Source organism: Hominisplanchenecus sp., assembly GCF_046967715.1.
GTDB classification, from domain to species: Bacteria; Bacillota; Clostridia; order Lachnospirales; family Lachnospiraceae; genus Hominisplanchenecus; species Hominisplanchenecus faecis.
On sequence record NZ_JBKVNQ010000031.1, the window covers coordinates 26,251 to 32,250 of the forward strand.

5 protein-coding genes are annotated in these 6,000 nt (G+C 47.9%); all 5 read left to right on the forward strand.

The window, feature by feature from the left end:
- The first annotated feature begins 18 nt into the window (after nucleotides 1–18).
- The 5 genes from ACLTL4_RS06295 (at nucleotide 19) to ACLTL4_RS06315 (ending at nucleotide 5,783) form a co-directional block, all read left to right on the forward strand.
- Nucleotides 19–822: a GTP pyrophosphokinase family protein gene (locus ACLTL4_RS06295; RefSeq protein WP_173896253.1), complete on the forward strand. Its 804-nt coding sequence runs from the start codon at nucleotides 19–21 to the stop codon at nucleotides 820–822.
- An 87-nt stretch (nucleotides 823–909) separates the two neighbouring features.
- Nucleotides 910–2,292, forward strand: a complete 1,383-nt coding sequence (locus ACLTL4_RS06300; protein WP_412290789.1) for an RsmF rRNA methyltransferase first C-terminal domain-containing protein — start codon at nucleotides 910–912, stop codon at nucleotides 2,290–2,292.
- On the forward strand, nucleotides 2,289–3,017 hold the full coding sequence (locus ACLTL4_RS06305; protein ID WP_173866374.1) for a pseudouridine synthase: 729 nt from the start codon (nucleotides 2,289–2,291) through the stop codon (nucleotides 3,015–3,017). The genes ACLTL4_RS06300 and ACLTL4_RS06305 overlap by 4 nt, the downstream gene beginning before the upstream one ends.
- Nucleotides 3,014–5,005 (forward strand): YgiQ family radical SAM protein, encoded by a 1,992-nt coding sequence (locus ACLTL4_RS06310; RefSeq protein WP_412320334.1) that lies wholly within the window; start codon nucleotides 3,014–3,016, stop codon nucleotides 5,003–5,005. Before ACLTL4_RS06305 ends, ACLTL4_RS06310 begins: the two co-directional genes overlap by 4 nt.
- Before the next feature lies 1 nt (nucleotide 5,006).
- Nucleotides 5,007–5,783, forward strand: a complete 777-nt coding sequence (locus ACLTL4_RS06315) for an SDR family NAD(P)-dependent oxidoreductase (protein ID WP_412290793.1) — start codon at nucleotides 5,007–5,009, stop codon at nucleotides 5,781–5,783.
- Nucleotides 5,784–6,000: the final 217 nt, after the last annotated feature.

The window sequence follows — 6,000 nt, forward strand, 5'->3', positions numbered from 1 at the left end:
GTAGGAGGAGTGGTTTTTATGGAAATACAGTTATGGAAGGATATTTTAAATCCATATGAGCTGGCGGTGGAGGAACTGCTGGTAAAATTTAATCATCTGATCAAAGAGTACCAGGATCGGGGTATGTACTCGCCGATGGAGCAGGTCTGCGGCAGAGTCAAATCGATCTCCAGTATTTTAGATAAAGCACAGAAGAAAAACATTGAAGTTGACAAGATTGAAGAACAGCTGGATGATATCGCAGGCATCCGCATCATCTGCCAGTTTGTGGAGGATATTGAGAAGGTGGCAGATCTTATAAGAAACCGCTCCGATATGCAGGTCGTTACGGAAAAGGACTATATCAATCATATGAAATCGAGCGGTTACCGCAGTTACCATATGATCGTGTCTTACCCGGTGGAAACCTTTTCTGGAACAAAGACCATCCGCGTGGAGATCCAGATCCGTACTCTGGCGATGAATTTCTGGTCTACGATCGAACATTCGCTTCAGTATAAATATAAACAGCATATGCCGGATCACATCCGGGAGAAACTGAGCCGCGTTGCCGATGCGATCATTGTGCTGGACAATGAGATGTCAACGGTACGCAGCGAGATCATGGATGCACAGAATTCCTGCCAGATCCAGACGAATCTGGTCAAAGATATTTTAAATAATATCCAGAATCTGTATACGATTGCCAATAAACGGGAACTTGTCAAGATCCAGGATGAGTTTTACCGGATCTATGAGACAAAGGATCTGGAACAGCTGCGTCGTTTTCACAGCGATCTGGACAATATCACAGAAGGTTATCATGTGCAGGCATTTGAGTGATCTTGATGCATAAAGAATGTCAGAGGCATTTTTGAGCAGATGTGGTATAGGAAAAGCAAATAATAAGAAACGAGAAAGGATAAAAAGATGGAACTGCCTTCAAATTATTTAGAAGAGATGAAAGAACTGCTCGGTGATCAGTATGAGGCATATCTTGCAAGTTTTGAGCAGAAAACCAGACAGGGACTTCGTGTAAATACCGCGAAGATCGCACCGGAAACCTTCAGGCAGAAGGCAGATATTTCTCTTGAATGTGTACCGTGGTGTGAGAACGGCTTTGCTTTTGATGAAAAGCAGACGGTGACAAAGCATCCATATTATTATGCGGGGCTTTATTATGTGCAGGAGCCAAGTGCGATGATCCCGGCATCACACCTTCCGGTAGAGCCGGGCGATTTTGTGCTGGATCTCTGTGCGGCTCCGGGCGGCAAGGCGACGGAGCTTGGTGCAAAATTAAAAGGAAAAGGCATGCTACTTGCAAATGACATCAGCAATTCCAGAGCCAAAGGGCTTTTAAAGAATCTGGAGCTTTTTGGCATTTCGAATCTGTTTGTATCAAGTGAAGAGTCCGATAAGCTCAAAAAAGCTTATCCGGCGTATTTTGACAAGATCCTGATCGATGCACCGTGTTCCGGAGAAGGGATGTTCCGCCGGGATAAGGCAATGGTAAAAGACTGGTTGCAAAAAGGACCGGATTACTATGTGCCGATCCAGAGAAAGCTGCTGCTCGATGCGGCGGATATGCTGAAAAAGGGCGGAATGCTCCTGTATTCGACCTGTACATTTTCTGTAAAAGAAAACGAAGAAAACATCGCTTATCTTTTGCAGGAGCGGCCGGATATGGAACTTCTGATGCCAGAATGGGATGAATATTTCTCCCATGGAAAAAAAGAAGGATTTGAGAACTGTATCCGCATTTTCCCGCATCTGGCACCGGGCGAAGGCCATTTTGCGGCTCTGCTTGGAAAACGCACCGACGGCGAAGGACAGAGTAAAAAATATCTGAAAAAACCGGCGAAAAGTAAAAAAACACCGGTGTCTGACCTCAAGGACTGCCCGGAATTTGCAGTATTTATGCAGCAGATAACAAAGCCTTTATCCGGAAAAACGGAAGTTCAGAAAGAACGCATCTATCTGCTTCCGGAAGGGACGAAGATCGAGCGGGGTATCCGTTATCTTCGCACCGGGCTTTATCTTGGAGATCAGAAGAAAAAGCGGTTTGAGCCGTCGCAGGCTCTTGCCATGTGCTTAAAAGCAGAAGATTTTAAAAAGAGCGTCTCTTTTAAAGGGGACGATGAGCGTGTGATCCGTTACTTAAAAGGAGAGACCCTGGATTTATCCGACACAGAGGCGGAAAACGAAAAAGGCTGGGTACTGGTCTGCGTGGACGGTTACGGGCTGGGCTGGGGCAAAGCGGCCGGCGGTACCTTAAAAAACAAGTATTATGCAGGATGGAGAATGCAGTCATGAGTTATCGATTGGATCAGTATCTGACACTTGCCGGCGAGGGAAGTCGCTCCCAGGTGAAACAATTCCTGAAAAAGGGACTTGTCCAGGTGGACGGTATCACCGAAAAGCAGGCAAAGAGAAAAGTACTGGGGAACGAGCAGATCACGCTAAACGGAAAACCAGTATATTATGAAGAGCATTGCTATCTGATGCTGCACAAACCGGCAGGTGTGGTCACCGCAACCGAAGATAAAAAAGAAAAGACCGTCATGGATCTGATTACTTTGCAGCAGAAAAAGGATCTGTTCCCGGTCGGAAGGCTGGACAAAGACACGGAAGGACTGCTTCTTGTCACAAACGACGGAGAGCTGGCTCATCGTCTGCTTTCCCCGAAAAAACATGTGGATAAATGCTATTTTACGAGAGTGACCGGGCAGATCCATGAAGAAGATATCCACAGATTCAAGGAAGGGTTGGACATCGGAGATGAAAAGAAGACTCTTCCGGCGGACCTTGAGATCCTCTCGTCGGGAGAGATTTCCGAAGCGAAAGTCACGATCTGCGAAGGACGTTACCACCAGGTCAAACGGATGTTTGAGGCGATCGGCTGCAAAGTGATCTATCTGAAACGACTTTCCATGGGAAGCCTTACTTTAGATCCGGCTCTGGAAAAAGGAGCGTTCCGCAAACTGACCGAAGAAGAGATTGCGGCACTTTTACAGCCGCCAAGAAAGGAAAAAGAATGAGCACAGATTTTTTGCCTGTTTCCAGAAAAGATATGGAAGAGAGAGGGATCGAGCAGCTGGATTTTGTCTATGTGATCGGAGATGCCTATGTGGACCATCCGTCGTTCGGACATGCCATCATCAGTCGGCTTCTGGAGGCACATGGCTTCCGGGTGGGGATCATTTCACAGCCCGACTGGAAGGATGAAAAGAGTATTTCCGTTTTAGGGAAGCCGCATCTTGGATTTCTGGTGTCGGCCGGAAACATGGATTCCATGGTCAACCATTATACGGTTTCCAGGAAAAGAAGACAGAAAGATGCTTACACACCGGGCGGTGTGATGGGAAAACGCCCGGACAATGCTACGATCGTCTACTGCAACCTGATCCGCCGCACCTACAAGCATACCCCGATCATCATTGGCGGGATCGAGGCGAGTCTTCGCAGACTCGCCCACTATGATTACTGGTCGGACAGCCTGAAACGCTCCATTTTGCTGGATTCGGGGGCAGATCTGATCTCTGATGGGATGGGAGAACACAGCATCATAGAGATTGCGGAAGCACTGGATGCGGGAATCCATGTACGCGATATCACGTTTATTGCGGGAACCGTTTACAAAACAAGGATGCTGGATGAAGCCGTCGATACGATCGTGCTGCCGTCCTATGAAAAGTTAAAAGAAGACAAACTCTGGTATGCCAGAAGTTTTTATACACAGTACTGTAATACCGACGCATTTGCCGGAAAGCGGCTTGCGGAGCCTTACGGAGAGCATCTTTATATTGTGCAGAATCCGGCAGCAAAACCACTTACGCAGATGGAAATGGATGATGTCTATGCATTGCCTTATAAAAGAATCTGGCATCCGTCCTACGATGCCAGGGGCGGCGTTCCGGCAATCTCGGAAGTCAAATTCAGCCTGGTCAGCAACCGCGGCTGTTTTGGCGGATGCAGTTTCTGTGCACTGACGTTCCATCAGGGACGGATTATCCAGACGAGAGGGCATGAGTCCATTATCGAAGAAGCGAAACAGATGACGGAAGATAAGGATTTCAAAGGCTATATCCACGATGTCGGCGGACCGACCGCCAACTTTCGCCATCCGGCATGCGAAAAACAGCTGAAAAAGGGCGTGTGCCCGAACAAACAATGTCTGTTTCCAAAGCCGTGCCAGAATATGCGGGCAGACCACAAAGATTATCTGATCCTGCTGCGTAAACTGCGGAAGATCCCGAAAGTCAAGAAAGTGTTTATCCGTTCCGGTATCCGCTTTGATTATTTGATGGCAGATAAGGATGAGAGCTTCTTCCGGGAACTGGTCAAATACCATATCAGCGGACAGCTCAAAGTGGCTCCGGAACATGTGGCAGACAAAGTGCTCGCAAAGATGGGCAAACCGGAGCATGCTGTTTATCAGAAATTTGTTAAAAAATATGAACAGCTCAACAGACAGGAGGGTATGAACCAGTTTCTGGTGCCGTATCTGATGTCCTCCCACCCGGGCTGTTCCCTGACAGAAGCTGTGGAACTGGCAGAATATCTCCGTGATCTTGGCTATATGCCGGAGCAGGTGCAGGACTTTTATCCGACACCGTCCACGATCTCGACCTGTATGTACTATACCGGTGTCGATCCGCGGACGATGGAGCCGGTCTACGTTCCGAAAAATCCGCATGAGAAAGCGATGCAGAGAGCTCTGATCCAGTACCGCAATCCGGCCAATTATGAGCTGGTCAAAGAGGCATTGTTAAAGGCACACCGCAGCGACCTGATCGGATTTGACGCCAAATGTCTGATCCGCCCGCGTCCGGATAAAAATCGTCAAAATTATCAGGGCACGGATAAAAATCGCCGGGGACAAGATGACAGAAACATGGGCGGCAAAAACGCAGGCAGGAAAAATACAGGAAACAGCAGCAATCAAAATGGACGAAATACTGCAAAAGAGCGTCCGACAGGCAAAAAGAAGACAATCCGCAACACGCATAACAGAAAGAAGAAGTGATATGTCAGAAAGAAAAAAGATTGCCATTGTAACGGGAGCCTCTTCCGGTATGGGAAGAGCATTTGTACAGCAGATCATGGACAAGTACCGCAGACTCGATGAAATCTGGGTGATTGCAAGGCATCTGCAAAAAGAGATGTGGCAGGAACGTTTTGGGACAAAGATTGTGCTTCTGCCGCTGGATCTTTTGCAGGAAGCACAGCAGGAGCGGTTAAGATGCAGGCTCTTTGCGGAGGATGTCCGGGTCAAGATTTTGGTAAATGCCGCCGGAATGGGATGGATCGGAACATTTGAAGAGATCACACTTCCGGAGCATCAGCAGACGACGAGGCTGAACGACGAAGCACTGATGACCGTCACGTATCTGTGCCTTCCTTATATGGAGAAAGGCAGCCATATCATTCAGATGGCATCGGCATCGGCGTTTGTGCCGCAGCCGGGATTTGCCGTCTATGCGGCATCAAAAGCCTATGTGCTGAGCTTTTCCAGAGCACTGCGAAGCGAAGTGCGAAAAAAAGGTATCACCGTGACCTGTGTGTGCCCGGGACCGGTGGACACGGCTTTTTTTGAAGGAGCCGAGAAATACCATAAAATGCCGCTGTTTAAGAAAAAATCTATGGCAGATCCAAAGCCTGTCGTGGAAAAGGCCGTTTATGATGCGGCCTGCGGGCGGGCATTGTCCATTTACGGATGGTCGATGAAAGCGTTGTTTCTTGCGTGCAAGATTTTGCCGCACCGTCTGATCATCGACCTGACTGCCATATTTTTTAAACCATAACGCAACCGGCAGCCAGACTCTGTGAAAGGACCGACTGTGAATCGGAAACAACTGGAGGAAATCATGAAGAGAGACAAAGGAGAATTTGGGTATATCAAATCCCAGAAAATCAAACGCGGACTGATCACGCTGGTGATGTTTGCAATCCCGATCATCATTTTTCTGACCGGGCTTTTTATCACAAAGACAAGGCTGAATATGTTTACCTTTGTGGCGG

Coding starts and splice junctions, on each gene's coding strand:
- ACLTL4_RS06295 (WP_173896253.1), top strand. CDS start 19: ATGGAAATACAGTTATGGAAGGATATTTTAAATCCATATGAGCTGGCG.
- ACLTL4_RS06300 (WP_412290789.1), top strand. CDS start 910: ATGGAACTGCCTTCAAATTATTTAGAAGAGATGAAAGAACTGCTCGGT.
- ACLTL4_RS06310 (WP_412320334.1), top strand. CDS start 3,014: ATGAGCACAGATTTTTTGCCTGTTTCCAGAAAAGATATGGAAGAGAGA.
- ACLTL4_RS06315 (WP_412290793.1), top strand. CDS start 5,007: ATGTCAGAAAGAAAAAAGATTGCCATTGTAACGGGAGCCTCTTCCGGT.
- ACLTL4_RS06305 (WP_173866374.1), top strand. CDS start 2,289: ATGAGTTATCGATTGGATCAGTATCTGACACTTGCCGGCGAGGGAAGT.